Here is a 22,725-nt window from a genome sequence, read left to right as displayed (position 1 = left end):
CTGCCTGCGCAGGAATGACGAAGGGGAAGGCGTCGAAGGACAGCGGCGGAGGTGCAGGCCGGGCGCTGGGGCAATCCCACGCGCTCTCCCCGCCGCGCTCATCACCGCGGCACGTCGCCCCGCTCGTGCCGGTCGCGATAGAATTGCTGCACCACCGCCCAGCCCTCGGCCGCGCTCTCGACGTAGCGGAAGATGCCGAGGTCGCGCTCCGATACCACGCCTTCCTCCACCAGCGCGTCGAAGTTGATGACGCGCTCCCAGAACTCGCGCCCGAACAGCAGCACGGGGATCGGCTCGACCTTGCCCGTCTGGATCAGCGTCAGCAGCTCGAACAATTCGTCGAACGTGCCGAACCCGCCCGGGAACGCCGCCAGCGCGCGCGCGTGAAGCAGGAAGTGCATCTTGCGCAGCGCGAAATAGTGGAACTGCGTGCTCAGCGCGGGCGTGACATAGGGGTTGGGCGCCTGCTCGTGCGGCAGCACGATGTTGAGCCCGATCGATTCGGCGTGGACGTCCGCCGCGCCGCGGTTGGCCGCCTCCATGATCGACGGGCCGCCACCCGAGCAGACCACGAAATGGCGCTTGCCCGCCTCGTCGCGCGGGAAGTTGGAGCAGAGCTGCGCCAGCTCTCGCGCCATGTCGTAATATTTGCTCTTGGCGACCAGTCGCTCGGCGACGCGGCGGCTCTTCTCGTCGGTGGCCAGGTCGAGCAAAGCCTGTGCCTTGGCGGGCTCGGGGATGCGCGCAGAGCCGTAGAAGACGAAGGTCGAGCCGATATGCGCTTCCTCGAAGATCAGCTGGGTCTTGAGCAGCTCGAGCTGGAAGCGGACCGGGCGCAGGTCCTCGCGCAGCAGGAACTCCATGTCCTGGAAGGCGAGCTTGTAGGCGGGGCTCTCGGTCTGCGGAGTGGAGACGTTGGTCTTGGCGACCTCGGCATCCTGCGAGGCGCGCGGGAAGACGCGGCTGGGTACGCGGGTATCTGTCATCGCGGATCGATAGGACGGGATGATGACGGTCGCAAGAACATGGGGTGCGTCAGCGGCAGAAGCGCGCCCCGTCGTCCTCGAGATGCAGGTGATCGCGGTGCGCCGCGTTGTAATCGGGCGACAACACCGTGCCGAAGCGGCGGCAGGCCGAGGCGTGGACGGTGCGCAGGAACAGCTGCACCGCCGGGTCGGGCGAGCGCCAGTCGTTCAGGACCGAGATGCGGCGGCCGTCTTTGAGCTCGAACGCGGCGATGTCGATCGCGTTGGCCAGCGCGTGCCCCGAGCGCCGCGCCGGCCCCTTCGTGCCGATGGTGTTGCGGCAGGCGTAGCTGCCCATGCTGACGATGCGCGACAGCTCGGAGCCGAGGATCTGATAGGCCGCGGGCGCGACGCCGTTGCGCGCCCAGGCGGCATAGGTGCGCGCCTCGCCGCAGCGCACCGCGCCGAGGTTGGCGGTAGGCACACCGATGTCGAGCAGCTTGACGGTGCCGATCAGCGCGCAGCCGCCACCATATTGCTTGTCGGGCAGCGGCTGGAAGTCGACCCCGAGCGCGCGCAGGTCGGCGAAGCACTGGCGCGTCTCGCGCAGGCTGGGCCCCTCCACCTCGCCGCGCGCGCTCGGCGGGGCAGGGCGCTCGTTTCGCCCGCAGCCGGCGAGCAGCAGTGCCACGAGAAGGATACAGGAACGGTGGTTACGCCACGGCGTCATCGGCTCCGTGTAGCGTCGAGTGGCGGCGAGCTAAAGACGTCGTTCGTGGCCGAACCTACACCGCTGACCTAGGCGCCTTTCAGACGATCATGCGGCTTGCCACCGATCCCGCGCGCCTGTAGCGCGATCGACGGGCCACGCGGTCCCAACGCCGCGCGTGCTCTCTGTGAGGAGAGTCAGACATGACTGATACGATTGCCGCCGACGCCACCCTCGTGCCCGCGAAGCCCGCCACCCGGCCGGCCCGCCCGCATTTCTCGTCCGGCCCCTGCGCCAAGCCGCCCGGCTATGATCCCGCCAAGCTCGCCACCGACGTTCTCGGACGCTCGCACCGCTCGAAGCTCGGCAAGCAGCGGCTGCAACATAGCATCGACCTGATGCGCGAGCTGCTCGACCTGCCCGACACGCACCGGATCGGCATCGTCCCCGGCTCCGACACCGGCGCGTATGAGATGGCGATGTGGACCATGCTGGGCGCGCGCCCGGTCACCGCGCTCGCCTGGGAGAGCTTCGGCGAGGGCTGGGTGACCGACGCGGTCAAGCAGCTCAAGATCGATCCCAGCGTCATTCGCGCTGACTATGGCCAGTTGCCCGACCTCGCGCAGGTGGACTGGAGCAACGACGTGCTGTTCACCTGGAACGGCACCACGAGCGGCGTGCGCGTGCCGAACGGCGACTGGATCCCCGGCGACCGCGAGGGATTGAGCTTCGCCGACGCCACCAGCGGCGTGTTCGCCTACGACCTGCCGTGGGACAAGATCGACGTCGCCACCTTCTCCTGGCAGAAGGTGCTGGGCGGCGAGGGCGCGCACGGCGTGCTGATCCTCGGCCCGCGCGCGGTCGAGCGGCTGGAGAGCTACACCCCCGCCTGGCCGCTGCCCAAGGTGTTCCGCCTGGTCTCCAAGGGCAAGCTGACCGAAGGCGTGTTCAAGGGCGAGACGATCAACACGCCTTCGATGCTGGCGGTGGAGGACGCGATCTGGTCGCTCGAATGGGCCAGGTCGCTCGGCAAGGGCGGGCTGATCGCGCGGTCGGACGCCAACGCCGCCGCGCTCGACAAGATCGTCGCCGAGCGCGACTGGCTCGGGCACCTCGCCGCGGACCCGGCGTCGCGGTCGAAGACCAGCGTCTGTCTCACGGTCGACGCCGACGAGTCGGTCATCAAGAAGATGGTGTCGCTGCTCGAGGCGGAGCACGCCGCCTATGACGTCGGCGGCTATCGCGACGCGCCCCCGGGCCTGCGCATCTGGTGCGGCGCGACCGTCGACACCGCCGACATCGAGGCGCTCGGCCCGTGGCTCGACTGGGCCTACGCCACCGCGAAGAGCGCGGCAGCCTAACACACTCCTCGTCATCCCCGCGAAGGCGGGGATCCAGACACGCAGGTCGTCGCAGGAGCCGCATCGTCAGCGGCTCTGGACCCCGCTTCCGCGGGGATGACGACCGAAATCGAAAGGCACCTGAATGCCCAAGGTACTCATTTCCGACAAGATGGACCCGCGCGCCGCGCAGATCTTCCGCGAGCGCGGCGTCGAGGTGGACGAGATCACCGGCAAGACCCCGGACGAGCTCAAGGCGATCATCGGCCAGTATGACGGCCTCGCCATCCGCAGCTCGACCAAGGTGACCAAGGACATCCTCGAGCACGCGACCAACCTCAAGGTGGTCGGCCGCGCCGGTATCGGCGTCGACAACGTCGACATTCCCGCCGCTTCGGCCAAGGGCGTGGTGGTGATGAACACACCGTTCGGCAACTCGATCACCACCGCCGAGCACGCCATCGCGCTGATGTTCGCGCTCGCGCGCCAGCTGCCCGAGGCGGACGCCTCGACCCAGGCGGGCAAGTGGGAGAAGAACCGCTTCATGGGCGTCGAGGTCACCGGCAAGACGCTCGGGCTGATCGGCGCGGGCAATATCGGCTCGATCGTCGCCGACCGCGCGCTCGGGCTGAAGATGAAGGTCGTGGCGTTCGACCCGTTCCTCACCGAGGAGCGCGCGGTCGAGCTGGGCGTGACCAAGGTGACGCTCGACGAGCTGCTCGCGCGCGCCGACTTCATCACGCTGCACACGCCGCTGACCGACCAGACGCGCAACATCCTCTCGGCCGAGAATCTCGCCAAGACCAGGAAGGGCGTGCGTATCGTCAACTGCGCGCGCGGCGGACTGATCGACGAGGCGGCGCTCAAGGCGGGGCTCGACTCGGGCCATATCGCGGGCGCCGCGCTCGACGTGTTCGTGGCCGAGCCCGCCAAGGACAGCCCGCTGTTCGGCACGCCCAATTTCGTCTCGACCCCGCATCTCGGCGCCTCGACCACGGAGGCGCAGGTCAACGTCGCCATCCAGGTCGCCGAGCAGATGGCGGACTATCTCGTCTCGGGCGGCGTGACCAACGCGCTCAACGTGCCCAGCCTCTCGGCCGAGGAGGCGCCAAAGCTGCGCCCGTACATGGGGCTGGCGGAGAAGCTCGGCTCGCTCGTCGGCCAGCTCGCCACCGGCGCGATCGACCGCGTGTCGATCCACCGCGAGGGCGCCGCGGCGGACCTCAACCCCAAGCCGCTGACCAGCGCGGTGCTCACCGGCTTCCTGCGCCAGCAGACCGACACGGTGAACATGGTCAACGCGCCGGTGCTGGCGCGCGACCGCGGCATGGAGGTGCGCGAGATCCGCACCGAGCGCGAGGGCGACTATCACACGCTGCTGCGCGTCGCGGTGCGCACCGCCGACGGCGAGCGCTCGGTCGCGGGCACCTTGTTCGGTGACTCGGCGCCGCGGTTGGTCGAGCTGTTCGGGATCAAGGTCGAGGCCGATCTCACCGGCGCGATGCTCTACGTCGTCAACGAGGACGCGCCGGGCTTCATCGGCCGCATCGGCACGCTGCTGGGCGAGGCGGGTGTCAACATCGGCACCTTCCACCTCGGCCGGCGCCAGGCGGGCGGCGAGGCGGTGCTGCTGCTCTCGGTCGACCAGCCGGTCGACGCCGAGCTGCTCGCGCGCGTCAAGGCGCTGCCGGGCGTGAAGACCGCGATGGGGCTGGCGTTCTGAGGAGGCGCCGCCGCTACGGGATAAGCGGCTGATCGAGCGGAGTGGAGACTTAGATCCTCCCTGGGGCCCAGGGAGGAGTTAGCTTAACACTTGGCACTCCCTCCCCTTGAGGGAAGGGCCGGGGTGGGGCGCTTCCTTGAGCGTCTCGCGTGCGGTGACGCTCCACCCCCGACCGGTCCCCCGAAGAGGAGGGGAGAGCACCTCACCGGTTCGTGCGGATCCGCAGCGCCACCGACTGCGCGTGCGCCGGCAGCCCCTCCGCGCGCGCCAGCGCGATCGTCGCCGGGCCCAGCTCGTTGAGCGCGCTCTCGTCGAGCTGGAGGAAGCTCGTGCGCTTCATGAAGTCGGTCACGCCCAGCCCGCTGGCGAAGCGCGCGCGCCGCCCCGTCGGCAGCACGTGGTTCGGCCCCGCGACATAGTCGCCGATCGCCTCGGGCGTGTGCCGCCCGAGGAAGGCCGAGCCGGCGTGGCGCAGCCGGTCGAACAGCATCTGGGGGTCGTCGCACGCCAGCTCGACATGCTCGGGCGCGAGCCGGTCCACCAGCGGCATCGCCTCGGCCAGCGTGGGCACCACCACGATCGCGCCATTGTCCTCCCACGCGACGCGCGCCACCGCCTCGGTCGGCAGCGCGGTGAGCTGGCGGTCGACCGCCGCGGCGACGCGCTCGGCGAAGGAGGCGTCGTCGGTGAACAGGATCGACTGCGTGGTGGTGTCGTGCTCGGCCTGGCTGAGCAGGTCGGCGGCGATCCACCCGGGGTCGTTGGCGCCGTCGGCGACGACCACGATCTCGCTCGGCCCCGCCACCATGTCGATACCGACCACGCCATAGACCTGACGCTTGGCCTCGGCGACCCAGGCGTTGCCCGGCCCGGTGACGACGTCGACCCGCGCGATCCGCTCGGTGCCGTAGGCGAGCGCGGCGATCGCCTGCGCGCCGCCGACGCGCCATACCTCGTCCGCGCCGGCGAGATGCGCGGCGGCGAGCACCAGCGGGTTGATCACGCCGTCGGGGGTCGGCGTCACCACCACCAGCCGCTCGACCCCGGCGACCTTGGCCGGAATCGCGTTCATCAGCAGCGTCGAGGGGTAAGCGGCGCGCCCGCCCGGCACGTACACGCCCGCGGCGTCGACCGCGCGCCAGCGCGCGCCGAGCCGCACGCCGGCGGCGTCGGTGAAGTCGGTATCAGTTGGCCGCTGCTTCTCGTGATAAGCGCGGATGCGCGCCGCGGCGAGCTCGAGCGCGACCCGCAACTCCGGCTCCACCGCGTCGAACGCCGCGGCGCAGGCGGCGCGGTCGACACGCCAGCCGGTCTGGTCGAGGTCATGGCGATCAAGCTTCTGCGTGAAGGCGTGGAGCGCGGCATCGCCCTCGTCGCGCACGCTGCGCACGATCGTGGCGACATCGCGCGCAACGTCGGTCGCGGCCTCGCGGCGCGCGTCGACCAGCGCGTCGAAGCGGGTGGCGAAATCGGCGTCGCTTGTGTCGAGCCAGATCATGCCGCCTTCTTCCCCACCGCCGCGCGGAACGCCTCCACCAGCGGGAAGACGTGCGCGCGCGTTTTCATCGCGGCGCGATTCACCACCAGCCGCGCCGACACCGCCATGATCGGCTCGACCTCGACCAGGCCGTTCTCCTGGAGCGTCCGCCCCGAGGAGACGAGGTCGACGATCCGCGCGGCGAGGCCGAGCGTCGGTGCCAGCTCCATCGCGCCGTTGAGCTTGATACACTCAGCCTGCACGCCGCGGCGGGCGAAATGCTGCGCGGTGACGTGCGGATATTTGGTCGCGACGCGGACGTGGCTCCAGCCGCGGGGGTCGTCACGCGCGGCCAGCTCGGCGGGCTCGGCGACCGAGAGGCGGCAGTGGCCGATGTCGAGATCGACCGGCGCGTACAGCTCGGGATAGGCGAACTCGGCGAGCACGTCCGAGCCGACGATGCCGAGCTGCGCGGCGCCGTGCGCGACGAAGGTGGCGACGTCGAAGGCGCGGACGCGGATCAGCTCTATACTGGGATCGGCGGTGCGGAAGCGCAGCGCGCGGCTGCTCTCGTCGCCGAAGGCGGGCTCGGGCACGATCCCGGCGCGCGCGAGCAGCGGCAGCGCCTCGCCGAGGATGCGCCCCTTGGGCACCGCGATGACGATCGGCTCGGAAGGGGCAGAGTGTTCGGGCATGGCGGGGCTTTACGGCGGCGCCTGAGCGGGAGCAACGGGCAGGGAAGGAGGAAGCGACGATGAGCGAAGCAGCGGTGCGGGAAGCGTTCCGGATCCAGGCCTTCTACTGCGCGCGCATGGACGCGCCGATCTACGCGCGGCTGTGCGAGGCGATCGCCGACCGGCTCGGGCGCGACGGCGAGGTGGCGCGGCGCGTGCTCGACTGGCGCGGCGAGCCGACCCGCGACGCGCTGCCGCTGCGGCTGATCGGCGGGCTGCACGCGCTGGTTCTCGACCGCGCCGACGACACGCTCGCGGCGGTCTTCTCCGGCGCGGTGAGCGAGCCCGACGCGGTCGCCGGGGTGCTCGCCGCGGCGCTGGAGCGTCATGCCGCCCGACTGCTGCCGTACCTCGACGGGCCGCCGCAGACCAACGAGCCCGGCCGCGCGGCGGCGCTGATGGTCGGGTTGCTCGCGGTGGCGCGACGCCTCGGGCCGCGGCTGGAGACGCTGGAGATCGGCGCGAGCGCGGGGCTCAACCTGCTGATCGATCGCTATCGCATCGATCTCGGCGGGACGATGATCGGCCCCCCCGGCGCGCCGCTGACGCTCCGTCCGACATGGCGCGGGGAACCTCCCGCGCCGGTGGCGCTCGCCATCGTCGCGACACGCGGCTGCGACGTCGCCCCGCTCGACGCGCGCGACCCGGCGCAGGCGCGGCGGCTGGAGTCCTACGTATGGCCGGAGGCGCCCGAGCGGCTCGAGCGGCTGCGCGCGGCGGTGGCGATGGTGCGCGCGCACGGCGTCGCGCTCGACCGCGCCGACGCCGCCGACTGGCTCGAGGCGCGATTGGCCGAGCCGCAGGCGGACGGCGTGACCCGCGTGCTGCTCCACTCGGTGGTGTGGCAGTATCTGCCCGGGGCGACCGCCGACCGCGTCCGCGCTGCGATGGCCGCGGCGGGCCCGCGCGCGACGCGCGAGCGCCCGCTCGCCTGGGTGATGATGGAACCCGACCGCGCGAGCGCGCGTCAGCTGGTGCGCGTGCGCACCTGGCCCGACGATCGCGGCTGGGAGACGGTGGCGAGCGCGCACGCCCATGCGGCGTGGATCGCGCCGGGTGCGCCGGCGGAGGGGGGGCCGGGCATCACGCTGCCCGAGGCGGCGGTGAGCGAGCCGTGATGAGCGGAGGTCTTCCCCCAGCCAAGCGAAGTTGATCCCTAGCGCAGCCGTCGCGGGTCGATCGCGACGTGGCGGATGCGCTCGCGGTTCCAGGTGTAGGTCACGTGCACGAGGCCGTCGCGCGACTGGATCACCGCCGGATAGGCATAGCCCTCCGGTCGCGGCTCACTCTCCAGCGTCAGCACCTTGTGCCAGCGCACCCCGTCGTCGGACAGCGCCACCGCCAGCGGCCAGCGCGGCCCGGTGTCGCTGCCGGGGCGGTTGGTGCTGTCGTTGTAGACCAGCAGCTGGCGCCCGTCGGCCAGCGTCACCGCGTCGGTCCCGGCGTTCGGGTTGGGCAGTGCGAGCGCGGTCAGCGGCGACCAGTGCCGCCCCGAGTCGCGCGACCAGCTCGCCGCGAGCACGCCCTGCCGCGTGCGGGCGACCGCCAGCAGCCGCCCGTCGCGAAGGGTCAGCAGGCTCGGCTGGATCACCTCGAGCCCGCGCGGGGAGGCGATCGCGGGCAGCGCTCGCCACGTCCGCCCGCGGTCGGTGGAACGCTCGACCAGCGCGTACCAGCGGTTGTGCGCGGCGCTGCCGACCTCGCGGCTCGACGGCGCCAGCCACGCGCCGTCGCGCGCCACGATCGGCTTGTTCTTGATCGGCCCGAGCACGCCGGCGGGCAGCCGCCGCGGCGCGCCCCAGTGTCGCCCGCCGTCATGCGACTCGATCACCATGCCCCACCAGTCGCGCGGGTTCGGCCCGACCTTGTAGTAGAGCTGGAGCGGCGCGCCCGCGGGCTGGAACAGCACCGGGTTCCACGTCGGCTGCCCGTCGCCGGCCGCGACGGCGCGCGGCTTCTGCCAAACGGCGGCGGTGCGGCGCGCGAACCAGATGCGGACATCCGCGCCTCCCTCGCCGCTGCCGCCGAACCAGGCCGCGGCGAGCGTGCCATCGGCGAGCTGGACGATCGTCGAGGCATGCGCCTGCGGGTAGGGCGGGGCAGGGTCGACGAACGCGCTGGCGACGATCGCGGAGGGCGCCGTCGCGGCGAGCGTGGGAGCGGTGACGAGCGCGAGCGCGAGTGCGCGGGAGAGAGTCATGACGGCGCCTCGGTGAGGGAGGCGCTGCGTGTAGGCGGCAAAGAATGGCGCGTCATGGAGAACGTGCGCGTCCACCACTGTTCCCCGGCCAAGACCAAGGCCCAGTTGGGGAACGGCAGTGGACTTACGATAGCCTTCCCAACTGGGCCCAGGCCTGCGCCGGGGAACAGCTTACGCGAAGAGCGACGAGAGCCCCACCGCCGTCACATCCCGCATCACCGCCGTCGCGGCCCGCGCGCGGCGGTCGCGCCGCCGTTCGGCCGGCGTTGCGGCACCCGCGCCGCACGTGGTGGCGCGGCGCCTTCCATCTGCTCGATGCGCACGCCGTTCTCGTCCTCGCCGTCGCTGTTGGCCGACGCACGCACCGCCGCGGCGAAGCGCGCTGCCAGCGCGCGCGGCACCTGGAACTGCGTCTCCATCGGCCCGATCCGGATCGCGCCGATCTCGCTCTTCGTCACGTGACCGCGACGGCACAGCAGCGGCAGCACCCAGCGCGGGTCGGCGTTCTGGCGACGGCCGACGTTCATGCGGAACCACACCACGTCGTCGAAGCCGTCGCGATGCCCCTTCTGCCCGCCTTCGCTCGGCGCCTGGCCGGTCAGCTCCTCGGGCGCGGGCAAGGCGGCACGCTGCGCCGCCACCAGCGCGGCGGCGATGTCCTCGGGCGAGCGCTGCGCCAGCAGCTCGGCGGCGAGCGCGCGGTCGTCGTCGTCGACCTCGACCGGCGCGAGCAAGGTCTCGAGCAGCCGCTCGCGGTCCTTGGCGCGGATCTCCTCGGCGCTCGGCACCTCGCCCCACTCGGTCGCGATGCGCGCGCCGCGCAGCATCATCTCGACCCGCCGACGACGCGGATAGGGCACGATCAGCACCGCGGTGCCCTTCTTGCCCGCGCGCCCGGTGCGGCCCGAGCGGTGCTGGAGCACCTCGGCGTCGCGCGGCATCTCGACGTGAATGACGAGGCTGAGCGACGGCAGGTCGATCCCGCGCGCGGCCACGTCGGTCGCGACGCAGACGCGCGCGCGCCGGTCGCGCAGCGCCTGGAGCGCCTGGTTGCGCTCGTTCTGCGAATGCTCGCCCGACAGCGCCACCGCGGCGAAGCCGCGCTCGACCAGACCGGCGTGGAGATGGCGGACGTTGTCGCGCGTGGCGCAGAACAGCATCGCGGTCTCCGCCTCGTAGAAGCGCAGCAGGTTGATCACCGCATGCTCGATGTCGGCGGGCGAGACGGTGACCGCGCGATAGGCGATATCGCCGTGGCCGCGCTGCTCGCTGACGGTGGAGATGCGCAGCGCGTCGCGCTGATAGGTCTTGGCGAGCTGGACGATCGGGCGCGGCAGCGTCGCCGAGAAGAGCAGGGTGCGGCGCTCGGTCGGGGTCTGGTCGAGCAGCGCCTCGAGATCGTCGCGGAAGCCCATGTCGAGCATCTCGTCGGCCTCGTCGAGGATCGCGACGCGGAGCTGACCGAGCTTGAGCGCGCCGCGCTCGGCGTGATCGCGCAGACGGCCCGGCGTGCCGACGACGATATGCGCGCCGTGGTTGAGCGCGCGGCGCTCGCGGCTGGCATCCATGCCGCCGACGCAGGTGGCGATGCGCGCGTCGGCGTAGAGCCAGGCCAGCTCCTTGGCGACCTGGAGCGCGAGCTCGCGCGTCGGCGCGATCGCCAGGGCCAGCGGTGCCGCGGCGGGCGGCAACGCGCCGTCCTCGCTGAGCAGCTGCTCGGCCATGGCGAGGCCGAAGGCGACGGTCTTGCCCGAGCCGGTCTGCGCGGAGACGAGGAGGTCGCGGCCGTGTGCGGCCTCGGCCGTCACCTCGGACTGGACGGGAGTGAGCGCGGTATAGCCACGCGCGGCGAGCGCGCTGCCCAGCGCGGCAGGAAGATTCGGAAAGTCCATGAGGACAGCGCACATGGGCGCGATCGGCCGAAAATGCCAGTGGGAACGGCGCGACGGCGCGGGACGTTCGGCGCTTTTCTCCTGATCACGGTAGGATAGACGCGACATGGCGCTCGTCAACGACCCCGTCTGGTTCATCACCGGCTGCTCCACCGGCTTCGGGCGCGAGCTCGCGCGGCTGGTGCTGGAGCGCGGCTGGCGCGCCATCGTCACCGCGCGCGACTCGGGCCGGGTCGCCGATCTGGTCGAGCAATTCGGCGACCGCGCGCTGGCGCTGTCGCTCGACGTGGTCGATCAGGCGCAGATCGACGCCGCCGTGACCGCCGCAACCGAGCGCTTCGGCCGCATCGACGTACTCATCAACAACGCGGGCTACGGCTATCAGTCGAGCATCGAGGAGGGCGAGGATCACGAGATCCGCGCGCAGTTCGACGCCAACGTCTTCGGTCTGTTCGCGCTCACCCGCGCGGTGCTGCCCGGGATGCGCGAGCGCCGCGCCGGCACGATCGTCAACATGACCTCGGTCGCGGGCCTCGTCGGTTTCCCGTCCTCGGGTTATTACGCCGCCTCCAAGCACGCGGTGGAGGGTTTCTCCGACTCGCTCGCCGCTGAGGTGGCGCCGCTCGGGATCGCGGTCACCTGCGTCGAGCCGGGGCCGTTTCGCACCGACTGGGCGGGGCGCTCGCTGCGCCAGACGCCGAGCGCGATCGCCGATTATGCCGAGACGGCCGGGGCGCGCATGGAGTCGACGAAGGGTTATTCGGGTAACCAGCCCGGCGACCCGGTACGCGCGGCGGAGGCGATGATCGAAGCGGTCGAGCGCGCCAGCCCGCCGCGGCACCTGGTGCTCGGGAAGTGGGGCTATGACGCGGTCACCGAGCGGCTGCGCGGGCGCGTCGCCGAGATCGAGTCGCAGCGCGACGCCGCGCTCGGCGCCGACTTCCCGGCCGACGCTACCAGCGGTAGTTGAAGCTGACGGAGACGCGCTCCTCCTTGGCGGCGCTGGGCATTACCTCGTGGCGCAGCCAGCTCTCCCACAGGAAGAGCGTGCCCGGTGCGGGTTCGGCATAGACGAAGGTGCCGTCGCGCGGCGGCGCCGCCATCAGCATCGCCAGCCGCGGGTCCTCCAACTTGAGCGCGCCCGAGCCGGGCGGCACTGCGACGTAGAAGGTGCCCGACACCGCGCTGTACGGGTGGAGATGGCCCGAGTGCGTGCCGCCGGGCTTCATCACGTTGACCCACAGGCTGTCGAGCTTGAGCCTGCGCCCGCCGAGATCGAACCCGGCCTCGGCGGCGAAGGTCGCGACATGGCGGTCGAGCAGCCGCTTGAGGTCGGCGAAGGCGGGGTCGCGCTGCGGCAGGTCGTTGAGCGAGGCATAGCTGGTGTAGCCGCGATAGCCGTGCGCCTTGGACCAGCGCGTGCCGGCGACGTCCTCGGCGGCGAGCGCGCGGCAGGAGTCGGCCAGCTCGTCGAGCAGCGCGGGCTGGTCGAGCCGCACCTCGTAGAAATGCGTGGGGAAGAGCTGGCGCGTCGGCATAATGGGTCCTTGTTGTCGCGCAGGGTTTAGCCTGGGTCGGTGCAAAATCCTTCCCGGCACAGGGAGGGGGATCTGCTCACGCTCCGAGCCGCAGCGCCACGTCGTTCATGAAGCGTACGTCGTCACCCTTGGCGAGCCAGCCCGCCTCGGCCGCGACCGCGCCGAGCAGGTCGCTGAGCGGGTCGATCTCGCTCTTGGCATAATTGCCGAGGACGTGGCCGGTGACGCGATCCTTGTGGCCGGGATGGCCGATGCCGATCCGCACGCGCCGGAAGTCCGGCCCGAGATGCTGGTCGATCGAGCGGAGCCCGTTGTGCCCGGCCGTGCCGCCGCCCTGCTTCACCTTGACCTTCATCGGCGCGAGGTCGAGCTCGTCGTGGAACACGGTGAGTGCCTCGGCGCCGAGCTTGTAGAAGCGCAGCGCCTCGCCGACCGAGCGGCCGCTATCGTTCATGAAGGTCGCCGGCTTGAGCAGCAGCACCTTCACGCCGTCGACGCGCCCCTCCTGGAGCCAGCCCTGGAACTTCTTGGCGGGCGACGCGAAGCCGTGCACCTCGGCGATCGAGTCGACCGCCATGAAGCCGACATTGTGCCGGTGCATCGCATATTGCGCGCCAGGGTTACCCAGGCCGACCCAGAGTTGCACGATGGTGGTCTCCTGATGGGGTGCACGAGCGGCACGTCCGCTTGTCGGTCATCCTGGCCCCGTCGACGCCGCCTGCGACGGCGCTCAGGACAGGCTTGAGCCCGGGATCCATCTCGCCGCAAGCGCCCCACGAAAGCGAAGGGGCAGGGGAGCGTCGCCGCCACCCTGCCCCCGATATGGCTCACGCGGAGCGCGGCGCTCAGGCCTCGCTCGCACCCTCGGCCGCGGCGGCGTCCTCGGCCTCGTCGGCCGCGCCTTCCGATCGCAGCGCCGACGGCGCGACCAGCGTCGCCACGGTGAAGTCGCGGTCCTCGATCGCGGGGGTCGCGCCCTGCGGCAGCGTCACCTCGCTGATGTGGATCGTGTCGCCCACGTCCTTGCCCGCGACCGACACGGTGATCTCGGTCGGAATGTTGCTGGCGTCGACCACCAGCTCGAGCTCGTGGCGCACGACGTTGAGCACGCCGCCCTTCTTGAGGCCGGGCGACTCTTCCTCGTCGGCGAACACCACCGGCACCGCGACGGTGACGGTCGCGTCGGCGGCGATGCGGAAGAAGTCGACGTGGGTCGGGCGGTCGGTCACCGGGTGGAAGGCGACGTCCTTGGCCAGCGTGCGCTGCCCGTCGACCATGATCACCGAGTTCATGAAGTGGCCGGTCATCAATGCCTTGACCAGCGCCTTCTCCTCGAGGTGGATCGCCGACGGCTCCTTGTTCTGGCCGTAGATCACGGCGGGGACACGGCCTTCGCGACGCAGCGAGCGGGAGGCTCCCTTGCCAACCCGGTCACGCGTCTCGGCCGCGAGCGTGATGGTATCGCTCATGTTGGTGCTCCGAAACGTAAGATGACTGATATGCTCCCGCCACGCCTCCAGGGATGACCATGGCGGAAGTGCGCGCGCTTAGCCGCGACGCGCCCGAAACGCAATCAGTAGTTCACCCGCACCGCCCTCAGCCGGTACGCGCCGAGCTGCGCCTGGACGCTCTGCGCGCCGGCGAGATGCCCCGCGCCGACCGCGACGAAGACGGTGCCCGGCCGCTTCATCCGCTCGGCGATCCACGCCGCCCAGCGCCTGTTGCGATCCACCAGCAGCGCCTTGGCGACCTCGGGCGAGTCCTTGAGCGAGTCGTTCATCTCGCTCGCCACGCCGTCGGGATCGCCCTTTGACCAGGCGGTGACGAGCCGGTCGAAGGTGCGCTCGGCGGTGGGCAGCTCGTCGAGCGTGCTCTCGAGCAGCTGGAGCTGCGCGGGCTGCGACAGCGTGTCGAAGATGCCGAGCTGGCCCTCGAACGTCTCCAGCCCGACGACCTGCTTGCCCGCCGCGCGCGCCGCCTCGGTCAGCACCTTCTCGGGGCCGTTGGCGGCCTGGTAGCCGAGCTTCTGCACCGGCAGCAGCGACAGCGTCACCGCGGCGAACCACGGCCGCATCCTGTCATAGGCCTGGGCGGTGACGCCGCCCTCGCCCATCGCCTTGGCGAAGGCGGGGCGATAATTGGGCGGCAGCTGAGTCGTCAGCGTGCTGCCCGTCGGGGCGAAGGCCTTGGCCGCGACGATTTTCTGCGCGGTCTGCGAATCGGGCTCGACCATCTCGAGCACCAGGGTCTGCGAGCGGTCGAACGCCGACTTCACGCCCTCGTCGAACCAGGACAGGCCGGGCTTGAGCACGTGGATCGTGCCGAACAGGTAGATCGTCGTGTCCTTGTCCTTCACCACCCACAAAGCGGGATCGGCGTCGGCCGGCGTCGCGGGGGCGGGTGCCTGCTGCGCGCAGGCGGGGAGCGCGAGCAGCAGCGCGAGCGCGGAGAGAGCGGTCTTCATGGCAGCGTTCATGCGGCGGCGTCCCGGCGAAGGAAAGGGTGCGCTATCGGCGCGCGCGCCGCGCCGGGCAAGCGCGGCGCGCGCGGCATCAGCGGTGGCAGAGCTGCGCCGCGATCGACTCGAGCGTGCGGTTCGCCTCGGCGCGGGTGGCGACCGGGAGGCGCACCTTGCCCGCGACGCGCTGCCGCACCTGGTCGGCCTGCTGCCACAGCGCGTCGGCCTGCGGCGGCGTCAGCGTGCGCGCCTTTCGCGCGGTGGCGATGTCGGCCTGGAGCATGTTGCCACGCGTCGCCAGCACCGAGGTCGCCGGCACGACCCCGGGGGCAAGCCCGAGCGGGCGACACGCCGGGCGGGTACGCAGCGCGCGCTCGGCGGCCACGGGCGAGGTGGAGGGCGACGGTGCGGACGTCGCGTCGAGCAGAAGCGCCGTGAGAAGAAAGGTATAGGGCAAGAGGATCGCTCCTTTCGTTGATCTGGCGATGGGAGCGGTAGCAACGGCGGGCTGAACCGCGGCCGACTGGACTTGCTCGTCGCGCGCGGCGCCGCTCCAGCGCTTGCGCGGGCAAGCAGCATGTTGCGCTACCATTATCATAGACTTGGCCGCATCGAGTGGGAGAGTGTGTCACCGCCGCCTCGCGCCACTCGCTTGATTCCCCGCCGGGCTTCCGCCACAGCGCCGGGGGTGACCGACACCAGCGCCAACCGCCCGCTCAGCTTCCAGGCGATGATCCTGCGGCTCCACCATTATTGGTCGGAGCGCGGCTGCGTGATCCTCCAGCCCTATGACATGGAGATGGGCGCGGGCACCTTTCACCCCGCCACCACGCTGCGCGCGCTCGGGCCGGACACGTGGAACGCCGCCTTCGTCCAGCCGTGCCGCCGCCCCACCGACGGCCGCTACGGCGAGAACCCCAATCGGCTCCAGCATTACTACCAATATCAGGTGATCCTGAAGCCGAGCCCGAGCGACCTGCAGGAGCTGTATCTCGGCAGCCTCGCCGCGATCGGGGTCGACATGGGCGTCCATGACATCCGCTTCGTCGAGGACGATTGGGAGAGCCCGACGCTCGGCGCCTGGGGGCTCGGCTGGGAGGTCTGGTGCGACGGGATGGAGGTGACCCAGTTCACCTATTTCCAGCAGATGGGCGGCTTCGACATGAAGCCGGTGGCGGGCGAGCTGACCTACGGGCTGGAGCGGCTGGCGATGTACATTCAGGACGTCGACAACGTCTACGACCTGCGCTTCAACGACGCGGGGGTGAGCTACGGCGACGTCTTCCTCGAGAACGAGCGCCAGATGAGCGCGTGGAACTTCGAGGTGGCGGACACCGAGGCGCTGTTCGACGCCTTCCGCAAGGCCGCGGCCGAGTGCGAGAACAGCCTCGCCGCTGGGCTGCCGATCCCGGCGTACGAGCAGGCGATCAAGGCGAGCCACACGTTCAACCTGCTCCAGGCGCGCGGCGTGATCTCGGTGGCGGAGCGCCAGGCCTATATCGGCCGCGTGCGCGACCTCGCGAAGGGCGCATGCGGGGCGTGGATGGAGAAGAACGGGTGGGCGGCGTGAGCGCCCTGGGGGACGGCAGGGGGGATCCGGCGGACGTCGCTTCCGCGGAGAGCCCCATCCACCCGGCTGCGCCGGGCGGTCCCCCTCCCCGCGCCGGGGAGGATCGGTGTGTCACCGCGAGAGCGACCGACAAGATCCTGCCCGCTCGCGGGGAGGGGGACCGTCGCGCGCGGCGTCGTGGTGGAGGGGGATCGCCGCGAGCGCTCCGCCCCGAGTCGGCCACCGCCCGTCGCCTCCGCCGCGAGATGTCGCTGCCCGAGGTGCTGCTGGGGCAGCGCGTCAGAGGTGCCGCGGCGGGCGTGAAGTTCCGTCGCCAGCACCCGGTCGGGCCGTACGTCGCCGATTTCTACTGCGCCGCTACCCATACGGTCGAGGAAGTGGACGGTAAGGCCCATGGCCGCGGCGAGCGGCCCGAGCGCGATGTCAGCCGCGACGCTTTCCTCCGAGGCCACGGCTATCGCGTCCTCCACGTCCCCGCGGCCGAGATCCTCCGCGACGCCGACGCCGCGGCCGACGCGATCGCTGCGTTCGCGGCCACCCCCCTCCACCGTCCGGCTGCGCCGGGCGGTCCCCCTCCCCGTGCCGGGGAGGATTGAGAGCCTTATGACCGATTTCCTGCTCGAACTCCGCTCGGAGGAGATCCCCGCCCGCATGCAGGCCAGGGCGCGCGAGGATCTCGCCCGCCTGTTCGCCGCCGAGCTGGCGCGGGCCGGGCTCGCCGCGACGGAGACCGTCACCTACGCCACGCCGCGCCGGCTCGCGCTGATCGCGCGCGGTCTGCCCGAGGCGACCGCCGCCGTCTCGGAGGAGATCAAGGGCCCGCGCGCGTCCGCCCCGCCGCAGGCGCTCGAGGGCTTCCTGCGCAAGACCGGACTCACCCGGGAACAGCTGACCGAGCGCGACGGCGTGCTCTATGCGGTCAGCGAGAGGGCCGGCCGCGCCACTCCCGAGGTGCTGGCCGAGGCGGTGGCCGCGGTGATCCGCGCCTTCCCGTGGCCCAAGTCGATGCGCTGGGGTGCGGAGTCGCGCTCGACCGAGAGCCTGCGCTGGGTCCGACCGCTCCACGGCATCCTCGCTTTGTTCGGCGAGCAGGTCGTGCCGGTGGCGGTCGCGGGCGTCGAGAGCGGCGCGGCGACGCTCGGCCACCGCTTCCACCATCCCGGCGCGATCACGATCGGCTCGGCGGCGGATTACGTGGAGAAGCTGCGCGCCTGCCACGTCGTCGTCGACCAGGACGAGCGCGCCGCGCTGATCCGCGGCCGCGCCGCCGCGCTGGCTGCCGAGGCGGGGCTGGTGCTGGTGGAGGACGAGGGGCTGGTGGCCGAGAATGCCGGGCTGACCGAGTGGCCGGTGCCGCTGCTCGGCCGCTTCGACCCCGCCTTCCTCGACGTGCCGCCCGAGGTGATCCAGCTCACCGCGCGCGTGAACCAGAAGTATTTCGTGTGTCGCGACGCTGACGGGCGACTGGCGAACGCGTTCGTGTGCACCGCCAACATCGCCGCGAGCGATGGCGGCGCGCGGATCGTCGACGGCAACCGCAAGGTGCTGGCGGCCCGGCTGAGCGACGCGCGCTTCTTCTACGAGACCGACCTCAAGGTGCCGCTCGAGCAGCAGGCGGAGAGGCTCGGCAAGATCGTGTTCCACGAGAAGCTCGGCACGGTGGCCGACAAGGTGGAGCGCGTCGCTAGGCTGGCACATTGGCTGGTGGAAGAGGGTGTGATCCTCCCCGCTCGCGGGGAGGATCTAGCGTCGCTCGCCGACATGGCGGAGCGTGCGGCACGGCTCGCCAAGGCCGACCTCGTTACCGGCATGGTCGGCGAGTTCCCCGAGCTCCAGGGGCTGATAGGCGGCTATTACGCCGCGGCGCAGGGCGAGCCCGTCGCGGTCGCCGAGGCGGTGCGCGACCATTACAAGCCGGTCGGGCAGGGCGACGAGGTGCCGACCGCGCCGGTCACGGTGGCGGTGAGCCTCGCCGACAAGCTGGATAGCATCACGCAGTTCTTCGCCGCCGACCTGCGCCCGAGCGGCTCAAAGGACCCGTTCGCGCTGCGTCGTTCGGCTCTCGGCGTGATCGCGCTCATCCTCGACAACGGCCTGCGCTTCCCGCTCGGCGAGGTCGTGTCGCGTGACGTGCTCGACTTCTTCGCCGACCGCCTCAAGGTCCAGCAGCGCGAGGCCGGCGTGCGCCACGACCTGATCGACGCGGTGTTCGCGGCCGAACGACAAAGGGGCGTCGGCGAGGACGATCTCGTCCGGCTGCTCGCGCGGGTGCGCGCGCTCCAGTCGTTCGTCGGCACCGAGGACGGCGCCAATCTGCTCGCCGGATACAAACGCGCCGCCAACATCCTCAAGAAGGAGGGCGTCATCGACCGTGCTCCTGCGCACGCAGGAGCCCAGGATGGCGAGGCGCACGGTGGCTCTGGCCTCCTGCGTGCGCGGGAGCACAGGCCCGCGCACGAGCACGTGCCCGCACCACAGCACTTGCCCCTGTCCTACACGCCGGAAAAGGACGAAGCCGCGCTGATCGCCGCGCTCGACTCCGCCGAGCCCGCCGCCGCCGAGGCGGTCGCGCGCGAGGACTTCGAGGGGGCGATGGCCGCGCTCGCGACTCTCCGCGCCCCGATCGACGCGTTCTTTGACACTGTGACCGTCAACGATCCCGATCCGGCGAAGCGCGCGGCGCGGCTGGCGCTGCTCGCGCGCGTCCGCGCCGCGGTCCACACGGTCGCCGATTTCGGCCGGATCGAAGGTTGAGTCACACCGCGCCAGCGACTCAACTTACTCAACATTCGCGCGTCCGCCCTCGCCGAAACAAGGACTTGGAAGCATGACCGAGCAGTACGTCTATCGCTTCGGCGGCGGGGTGTCGGAGGGCAAGACGGGTGACCGGACACTGCTCGGCGGCAAGGGCGCCAACCTCGCCGAGATGGCCTCGATCGGCCTGCCGGTGCCGCCGGGCTTCACCATCTCCACCGCGATGTGCGCGCGTTACTATGAGGAGGGCGAGCTTTTCCCCGAATCGCTGCGCGCCGAGGTGGCCGCGGGGATCGCGCATATCGAGGGTGTCACCGGCAGAAGGTTCGGCGACGCGGGAGACCCGCTGCTCGTGTCGGTCCGCTCGGGCGCGCGCGTGTCGATGCCGGGAATGATGGACACCGTCCTCAACCTCGGGCTCAACGACGCCACGGTCGAGGGGTTGGCGGCGGCGAGCGGCGACGCGCGCTTCGCCTGGGACAGCTACCGCCGCTTCATCCAGATGTACGCCGACGTGGTGCTCGAACTCGACCACGGCGCCTTCGAGGAAGCGCTCGAGGTCGCCAAGGAAGACCGCGGCTATACGCTCGACACCGAGCTGTCGGCCGACGACCTGCGCGGGCTGGTCGCCGAGTATAAGCAGCTGGTCGAGCAGCTCTGGGGCAAGGCCTTCCCGCAGGACGTCCACGATCAATTGTGGGGCGCGGTGGGCGCGGTGTTCGGCTCGTGGCAGTCGGACCGCGCCAAGGTGTACCGCCGGCTCAACCACATCCCGGGCGACTGGGGCACCGCGGTGAATGTCCAGGCGATGGTGTTCGGCAACATGGGCGACACCAGCGCCACCGGCGTCGCCTTCACCCGCGATCCCTCGACCGGCGAGCGCGCTTATTACGGCGAGTTCCTCATCAACGCGCAGGGCGAGGACGTCGTCGCGGGCATCCGCACGCCGCAATATCTGACGCGCGCGGCGCGGGAGCGGGCGGGGGCCAAGCCGCTGTCGATGGAGGAGGCGCTGCCCGAGGTGTACGCCGAGCTCGCGCGCGTGTTCGACACGCTCGAGACGCACTATCGCGACATGCAGGACATCGAGTTCACGGTGCAGCAGGGCGTGCTGTGGATGCTCCAGACGCGCTCGGGCAAGCGCACCGCCAAGGCCGCGCTCAAGACCGCTGTCGACATGGCGGAGGAGGGGCTGATCACGCGCGAGGAGGCGATCGCGCGCGTCGACCCGTCCGCGCTCGACCAGTTGCTCCATCCGACGCTCGATCCCGCCGCGGTGCGCGACGTGCTGACCAAGGGACTGCCCGCCTCGCCCGGCGCCGCCTCGGGCGCGGCGGTGTTCGACGCCGACACCGCCGAGCGCTGGGCGGCGGACGGGCGTGCGGTGATCCTGCTGCGCACCGAGACCAGCCCCGAGGACATTCACGGGATGCACGCGGCCACGGGCATCCTCACCGCGCGCGGCGGGATGACCAGCCACGCCGCGGTGGTGGCGCGCGGCATGGGGCGGCCATGCGTCTCGGGCGCTGGCGCGCTCTCGATCGACGCGCGCGCCAAGACGGCGCGGGTCGGCGGGCGCGAGCTGCGCGAGGGCGACGTGCTGACGATCGACGGCGCCACCGGCGAGGTGATGGCAGGCGCGGTGGCGACGATCCAGCCCGAGCTCGCCGGCGACTTCGGTACGCTGATGGAATGGGCGGACGCGGCGCGCCGCCTGAGGGTGCGCGCCAACGCCGAGACGCCCGCGGACTGCCGCGTGGCGCGCGACTTCGGTGCGGAGGGCGTCGGCCTCTGCCGCACCGAGCATATGTTCTTCGAGGGCGACCGCATCACCGCGGTGCGCCAGATGATCCTGGCGACCGACGAGCGCGGCCGGCGCGCCGCGCTGGAGAAATTGCTGCCCGCGCAGCGCGCCGACTTCACCGCGATCTTCGAGGTGATGGCGGGGCTGCCGGTGACGGTGCGGTTGCTCGACCCGCCGCTCCACGAGTTCCTGCCGCACGAGGAGAAGGAGTTCGCCGAGGTCGCCGAGGCGGCGGGGGTGGCCGTGGACGTGCTCCGCCGCCGCGCCGCCGAGCTCCACGAGTTCAACCCGATGCTCGGGCATCGCGGCTGCCGGCTCGGCGTGACCTATCCGGAGATCTACGAGACCCAGGCGCGCGCGATCTTCGAGGCCGCGCTCGACGTGGCGGAGCGGAGCGGGGAGGCGCCCATCCCCGAGGTGATGATCCCGCTGGTCGCGACCAAGCGCGAGCTGGACCTGATGAAGGCGGTGGTCGAGCGCGCCGCCGAGGCGGTGTTCGCCGAGCGCGGGCGGCGCCTGGACTATCTGGTCGGCACGATGATCGAGCTGCCGCGCGCCGCGCTCAAGGCCGGCGAGATCGCCGAGAGCGGCGAGTTCTTCTCGTTCGGGACCAACGACCTGACGCAGACGACCCTGGGGGTGAGCCGCGACGACGCGGCGCGCTTCCTCGGCGCCTATGTCGAGCAGGGCATCTACGCGCGCGACCCGTTCGTCAGCCTCGACGTCGAGGGCGTCGGCGAGCTGGTGGCGCTGGCCGTGAAACGCGGGCGCGCGACGCGGCCGGCGATCAAGCTCGGCATCTGCGGCGAGCACGGCGGCGACCCGGCGTCGATCGCCTTCTGCGAGCAGGTCGGATTGGATTACGTCTCTGCCTCGCCGTATCGCGTGCCGATCGCGCGGCTGGCCGCGGCGCAGGCGGCACTGGCGGCGAAGTAGATCCGTCCTCTGCGAGGGGGCTGCGCGCAAAGAGCGTCGTAGAGGGGCGTCGCGATCGGTCAGGTCGTCGATACCCACCGCTGGCGACACCCCTCCCTCAGCGCTCCGCGCTGCCACCTCCGCTGAGCGGGAAGAATGGGGATGTCAGATGATGCGGCGATCCGTCGGGTGCGCCGGCGCTGCGGAGGAGCGCGGCACGACGGCCTCGTCGCGGAAGGCGCGCTCGTCGCGCACCACGCGCTCATCGAAAGTCGGCCGATCGCCGAGGATCGGCCGCTCGTCGCGCACCACGCGCTCGTCCATCGCGGGCGGCGCCGCGCGTAGCCGCTCATTCTCGCGCTCCAGCTCGGCGACGCGCGCATTCTCGCGCTCCAGATCGCCGATCCGCGCGTTGTCGCGCTCCAGTTCGGCGAGGCGAGCGTGATCGCGCTCCAGCTCGGCGACGCGCTTGGCGGTGGCCGCGTGCGCGTCGCGCTCGGCCGCGTAGCGCGTCTTCCACTTGCCCCCGCCGGGATGGCTCGCCAGCCCGAACAGCCAGCCCGCGATCAGGGCCACCGCTAGCGCGATATATTGCGTCGACGTCGTGAACAGCATGGCATCCTCCCTGCCGCCAGAGACGCCCGCG

20 protein-coding genes are annotated in these 22,725 nt (G+C 71.4%); 8 read left to right on the top strand and 12 right to left on the bottom strand.

Translation table 11 applies throughout. The annotated features are described in order from the left end of the window. Positions 1–101: 101 nt before the first annotated feature. Together K7957_RS05625 and K7957_RS05620 are read right to left on the bottom strand one after the other, a co-directional pair. Positions 102–986 (bottom strand): LOG family protein, encoded by an 885-nt coding sequence (locus K7957_RS05625; RefSeq protein ID WP_223010931.1) that lies wholly within the window; start codon positions 984–986, stop codon positions 102–104. Between the two features lie 49 nt (positions 987–1,035). Then, positions 1,036–1,695 carry an extensin family protein gene (locus tag K7957_RS05620; protein ID WP_223010930.1) on the bottom strand — a complete coding sequence of 220 codons (660 nt, stop codon included), beginning with the start codon at positions 1,693–1,695 and terminating at the stop codon, positions 1,036–1,038. A gap of 182 nt (positions 1,696–1,877) precedes the next feature. On the opposite strand from K7957_RS05620, the gene K7957_RS05615 reads away from it, so the two are divergent. Beyond that, a complete protein-coding gene (locus tag K7957_RS05615) occupies positions 1,878–3,035 on the top strand; it encodes a phosphoserine transaminase (RefSeq protein ID WP_223010929.1) in 1,158 nt (385 codons plus the stop codon). Positions 3,036–3,159: 124 nt separating this feature from the next. Beyond that, positions 3,160–4,737 (top strand): phosphoglycerate dehydrogenase, encoded by a 1,578-nt coding sequence (gene serA / locus K7957_RS05610; RefSeq protein WP_223010928.1) that lies wholly within the window; start codon positions 3,160–3,162, stop codon positions 4,735–4,737. 202 nt (positions 4,738–4,939) lie between these two features. On the opposite strand, the gene hisD is transcribed toward serA, so the two are convergent. Together hisD and hisG are read right to left on the bottom strand one after the other, a co-directional pair. Beyond that, the gene (gene hisD, locus K7957_RS05605; RefSeq protein ID WP_223010927.1) at positions 4,940–6,235 is read right to left on the bottom strand and encodes a histidinol dehydrogenase; all 1,296 of its coding nucleotides are present in this window, start codon (positions 6,233–6,235) and stop codon (positions 4,940–4,942) included. Continuing rightward, positions 6,232–6,909 carry an ATP phosphoribosyltransferase gene (hisG, locus tag K7957_RS05600; RefSeq protein ID WP_223010926.1) on the bottom strand — a complete coding sequence of 226 codons (678 nt, stop codon included), beginning with the start codon at positions 6,907–6,909 and terminating at the stop codon, positions 6,232–6,234. The genes hisD and hisG overlap by 4 nt, the downstream gene beginning before the upstream one ends. A 59-nt stretch (positions 6,910–6,968) precedes the next feature. On the opposite strand from hisG, the gene K7957_RS05595 reads away from it, so the two are divergent. Then, positions 6,969–8,066 (top strand): DUF2332 domain-containing protein, encoded by a 1,098-nt coding sequence (locus K7957_RS05595; protein WP_223010925.1) that lies wholly within the window; start codon positions 6,969–6,971, stop codon positions 8,064–8,066. A gap of 38 nt (positions 8,067–8,104) precedes the next feature. Here the strand turns inward: K7957_RS05595 and K7957_RS05590 are convergent, their stop codons facing one another. Both K7957_RS05590 and K7957_RS05585 read right to left on the bottom strand, forming a co-directional pair. After that, complete coding sequence (locus K7957_RS05590; RefSeq protein ID WP_223010924.1) at positions 8,105–9,148, bottom strand: sialidase family protein; 1,044 nt, start codon at positions 9,146–9,148, stop codon at positions 8,105–8,107. 215 nt (positions 9,149–9,363) lie between these two features. Next, the gene (locus K7957_RS05585) at positions 9,364–11,040 is read right to left on the bottom strand and encodes a DEAD/DEAH box helicase (protein ID WP_223010923.1); all 1,677 of its coding nucleotides are present in this window, start codon (positions 11,038–11,040) and stop codon (positions 9,364–9,366) included. A 106-nt stretch (positions 11,041–11,146) separates the two neighbouring features. Between K7957_RS05585 and K7957_RS05580 the strand changes: the two genes are divergently transcribed. Next, positions 11,147–12,010, top strand: a complete 864-nt coding sequence (locus K7957_RS05580; RefSeq protein ID WP_223010922.1) for an oxidoreductase — start codon at positions 11,147–11,149, stop codon at positions 12,008–12,010. Here K7957_RS05580 and K7957_RS05575 read toward each other — a convergent pair. The 5 genes from K7957_RS05575 to K7957_RS05555 all read right to left on the bottom strand — a co-directional run bounded on the left by K7957_RS05575 (position 11,994) and on the right by K7957_RS05555 (position 15,493). Beyond that, positions 11,994–12,578: a TIGR02466 family protein gene (locus tag K7957_RS05575; protein ID WP_223010921.1), complete on the bottom strand. Its 585-nt coding sequence runs from the start codon at positions 12,576–12,578 to the stop codon at positions 11,994–11,996. The two genes, K7957_RS05580 and K7957_RS05575, sit on opposite strands and share 17 nt — an antisense overlap. 76 nt (positions 12,579–12,654) lie before the next feature. Beyond that, positions 12,655–13,224 (bottom strand): aminoacyl-tRNA hydrolase, encoded by a 570-nt coding sequence (pth, locus tag K7957_RS05570; RefSeq protein ID WP_223010920.1) that lies wholly within the window; start codon positions 13,222–13,224, stop codon positions 12,655–12,657. Positions 13,225–13,423: 199 nt separating this feature from the next. After that, the gene (locus tag K7957_RS05565; protein ID WP_223010919.1) at positions 13,424–14,047 is read right to left on the bottom strand and encodes a 50S ribosomal protein L25/general stress protein Ctc; all 624 of its coding nucleotides are present in this window, start codon (positions 14,045–14,047) and stop codon (positions 13,424–13,426) included. A 104-nt stretch (positions 14,048–14,151) separates the two neighbouring features. Next, positions 14,152–15,042: a TraB/GumN family protein gene (locus K7957_RS05560; protein ID WP_246616654.1), complete on the bottom strand. Its 891-nt coding sequence runs from the start codon at positions 15,040–15,042 to the stop codon at positions 14,152–14,154. Between the two features lie 88 nt (positions 15,043–15,130). Continuing rightward, positions 15,131–15,493, bottom strand: a complete 363-nt coding sequence (locus tag K7957_RS05555) for a hypothetical protein (protein ID WP_223010917.1) — start codon at positions 15,491–15,493, stop codon at positions 15,131–15,133. Positions 15,494–15,766: 273 nt separating this feature from the next. Between K7957_RS05555 and K7957_RS05550 the strand changes: the two genes are divergently transcribed. The 4 genes from K7957_RS05550 (at position 15,767) to ppdK (ending at position 22,100) form a co-directional block, all read left to right on the top strand. Continuing rightward, complete coding sequence (locus K7957_RS05550) at positions 15,767–16,606, top strand: glycine--tRNA ligase subunit alpha (RefSeq protein WP_223011140.1); 840 nt, start codon at positions 15,767–15,769, stop codon at positions 16,604–16,606. A gap of 137 nt (positions 16,607–16,743) precedes the next feature. After that, positions 16,744–17,202, top strand: a complete 459-nt coding sequence (locus K7957_RS20645; RefSeq protein ID WP_425517171.1) for an endonuclease domain-containing protein — start codon at positions 16,744–16,746, stop codon at positions 17,200–17,202. Between the two features lie 7 nt (positions 17,203–17,209). After that, on the top strand, positions 17,210–19,360 hold the full coding sequence (glyS, locus tag K7957_RS05540) for a glycine--tRNA ligase subunit beta (RefSeq protein ID WP_223010915.1): 2,151 nt from the start codon (positions 17,210–17,212) through the stop codon (positions 19,358–19,360). A 73-nt stretch (positions 19,361–19,433) separates the two neighbouring features. After that, the gene (gene ppdK / locus K7957_RS05535) at positions 19,434–22,100 is read left to right on the top strand and encodes a pyruvate, phosphate dikinase (RefSeq protein WP_223010914.1); all 2,667 of its coding nucleotides are present in this window, start codon (positions 19,434–19,436) and stop codon (positions 22,098–22,100) included. Positions 22,101–22,244: 144 nt separating this feature from the next. Here ppdK and K7957_RS05530 read toward each other — a convergent pair whose 3' ends face one another. Continuing rightward, entirely contained in the window at positions 22,245–22,694 is a 450-nt protein-coding gene (locus tag K7957_RS05530) for a hypothetical protein (RefSeq protein ID WP_223011152.1), read from the bottom strand. Positions 22,695–22,725 lie beyond the last annotated feature (31 nt).

Origin of the sequence: Sphingomonas yunnanensis (assembly GCF_019898765.1) — a bacterium.
GTDB lineage: Bacteria > Pseudomonadota > Alphaproteobacteria > Sphingomonadales > Sphingomonadaceae > Sphingomonas > Sphingomonas yunnanensis.
This window is presented reverse-complemented; position numbering and strand designations above follow the sequence as displayed.